2 protein-coding genes are annotated in these 2,635 nt (G+C 42.7%); both read left to right on the top strand.

Annotated elements, in window-relative coordinates; genetic code table 11:
* Positions 1 to 218 precede the first annotated feature (218 nt).
* On the top strand, positions 219 to 1,763 hold the full coding sequence (gene istA, locus P20311_RS06965; RefSeq protein WP_008111092.1) for an IS21 family transposase: 1,545 nt from the start codon (positions 219 to 221) through the stop codon (positions 1,761 to 1,763).
* Between the two features lie 28 nt (positions 1,764 to 1,791).
* Positions 1,792 to 2,556, top strand: a complete 765-nt coding sequence (gene istB / locus P20311_RS06960; RefSeq protein ID WP_008111090.1) for an IS21-like element ISShfr5 family helper ATPase IstB — start codon at positions 1,792 to 1,794, stop codon at positions 2,554 to 2,556.
* The last annotated feature ends 79 nt before the right edge of the window (positions 2,557 to 2,635 follow it).

The following is a 2,635-nucleotide window of genomic DNA, read 5'->3' as shown; positions in this document are numbered from 1 at the left end:
TGCGTATTCTCATGCATCGCGATCACCTAATACTATCTAAGCCGATCACCTAATACCATCCATCAAGATCACTCAATACCATCGATGCCGATCACTTTTCGGTCAAAATGGTATTGAGTGATCGGCTTGAATGGTATCGTTCAATTTGTACACGTTTTTGTCTAGCCAGTAGGTGTTTTTAACCGTTATTCTTTTCATTTTTGATGATGAGAATGACCATGCCAACGGCACCTATTTCAATGCGTAAACTTAAAGAGATTTTAAGACTAAAATACAGCTGTAAACTCAGTCATCGTCAGATAGCAACAAGCTTATCTGTTTCACCCTCAATCGTGTCTAAATATGCCTGTAAATCAGCAGAGTTAGATATTACTTACTGGCCGCTTGATGAGAAGTGGGATGATCACGCTCTGCAACAAGCGTTCTTCAAAACAAAGCCTCGATTAAAGGGCTTTACCATTCCTGACTGGTCGTTAGTTCAGCAAGAGCTTCGGCCTAAAACCATGACGTTGTTGCTGCTTTGGGAAGAATACAAAGAGCGGCACGCGGAAGGTTTTTACAGTTACACTCACTTCTGCCGTCAGTACAAGGCATGGCTTAAATGCCAAAAACCCTCCATGCGACAAAATCATAAAGCAGGTGAAAAACTGTTTGTGGATTACTGTGGCCCAACCATGAGTATTGTTGATACAAGTACAGGCGAATGTCGTACTGCACAAGTGTTCGTTGCGGTCATGGGTGCATCAAATTATACCTATGCCGAAGCGACTTACAGCCAGAAACTCGAAGATTGGGTGATGAGTCACGCCCGTTGTTTTGAGTTTCTTGGCGGTGTTCCTGAGCTAATAATTCCTGACAACCTTAAAAGTGCCGTCACCAAACCGTGTCGATATGAGCCTGACTTAAATCCAACCTACCAACAACTAGCGACACATTACGATACGGTCATTGTGCCCGCTAGACCCTATAAACCAAAGGATAAGGCTAAGGCTGAAGTGGGTGTGCAAATTGTTGAACGTTGGATAATGGCGCGCCTTCGCAATGAAACCTTCTTTAGCTTGCGTCAATTGAACCTGAAAATACAAGCATTACTGGTCGATTTAAATCAACGTAAAATGAAAAAGCATCCTGGCTCACGGCTCAGTCAGTTTGATGCTATCGACAGACCTGCACTCAAACCACTGCCTACACAGCCTTACAGCTATACCTTAGTAAAACAGGTGAGCGTGCATATTGATTATCATGTGGAAATTGAAAAGCACTACTACTCAGTGCCACATACCTTAATTAAACAAAAGCTTGAAGCCCATGCCTCCGGGAAGTTGGTGACACTCTACCATCAAGGCATACAAGTCGCTGTTCACCCCAGATCATACCGAGAAGGTGCGCACACCACGCTTGATCTGCATATGCCTATCGCTCATCAAAAGCAGCAACAATGGACACCACAGCGGTTCGAACGCTGGGCGAGTAAATTTGGCACATCAACTGAGCAGTTTGTTATGCAATTGATGCAAGCTAAAAAACATCCAGAGCAAAGCTACCGTGCTTGTATGGGGTTATTAAGCCTAGGTAAAAAGTTTAGTGATCAACGTCTTGAAGCCGCCTGTCATCGCGCATTAACCACAGGTGTTACTCGCGTTAAACAAGTAAAGACTATCTTAGAAAAAGGCTTGGATAAACAACCCTTGCCACAAGCTCAAGGTGATTTACTACAAGATATTGATCATAAAAATATCCGTGGCAACCACTATTACCATTAATAAAAATTAACAAACCATAGGAAGACTTATGCAAAATATCAATCAACAAGTTAATAATCAGTTAAGTAATTTAAAGCTAAGCGGCATACGTGATGCGCTATTGCAGCAATACGAGCAACCCAATTTATACGTTGAACAAAGCTTCGAAGAGCGGCTAAGTTTATTGCTTGAACATGAAATAACGCAGCGTGATCAGCGTAAAATAGATCGCCTAACGCGACAAGCAAAGTTCAGAGTTGGCGGCACACTTGCCCAACTCAACTATGGCGCAGCACGACAACTCGATAAAGCTCAGATCCGTTCATTAGCACAAGGTGAATGGCTTCGTCTTCACCAAAACATCTTGATCACAGGAGCAACAGGTTGTGGCAAAACTTACCTCGCTTGCGCGCTTGGTCAAAACCACTGCCAACAAGGGAGTAGCGTTTATTATTTTAGGCTCAAAGAGCTATTAGAAAAGATGTTTCTAGCGCAAGCCGATGGTAGTTATCGAAAACTGATCAACAAGCTTAGCTCTGCCAATTTACTGATCTTAGATGATTGGGGATTAGAGCCATTAACGGCTCAACAACGGAGTGATTTACTGGAATTAATTGATGCAAGATATGATACAAAATCGACCTTAATAGCGAGTCAATTACCGATAGAAAATTGGTATGAAATGATCGGAGAATCGACACACGCGGATGCGATTCTAGATAGGCTTGTGCACGGGGCGATAAAGTTGGAATTAAAAGGCGAGTCGATGCGAAAAAAACTAAATTTCTTGACTGATGCCGATCACTCAAGTTAGATTTTACTGAGGTCTACTGACAGACAAAAAAGTGATCGGCTTGAATGGTATTGAGCGATCGGCATCATGGTATTACGCA

The sequence above is a fragment of the Pseudoalteromonas sp. BSi20311 genome (genome assembly GCF_000239875.1).
Taxonomy (GTDB): domain Bacteria; phylum Pseudomonadota; class Gammaproteobacteria; order Enterobacterales; family Alteromonadaceae; genus Pseudoalteromonas.
Note: the sequence above shows the minus strand (reverse complement) of the source record. Positions and strands in the feature narration are given on the sequence as shown.

Coding starts and splice junctions, on each gene's coding strand:
- istB (WP_008111090.1), top strand. CDS start 1,792: ATGCAAAATATCAATCAACAAGTTAATAATCAGTTAAGTAATTTAAAG.
- istA (WP_008111092.1), top strand. CDS start 219: ATGCCAACGGCACCTATTTCAATGCGTAAACTTAAAGAGATTTTAAGA.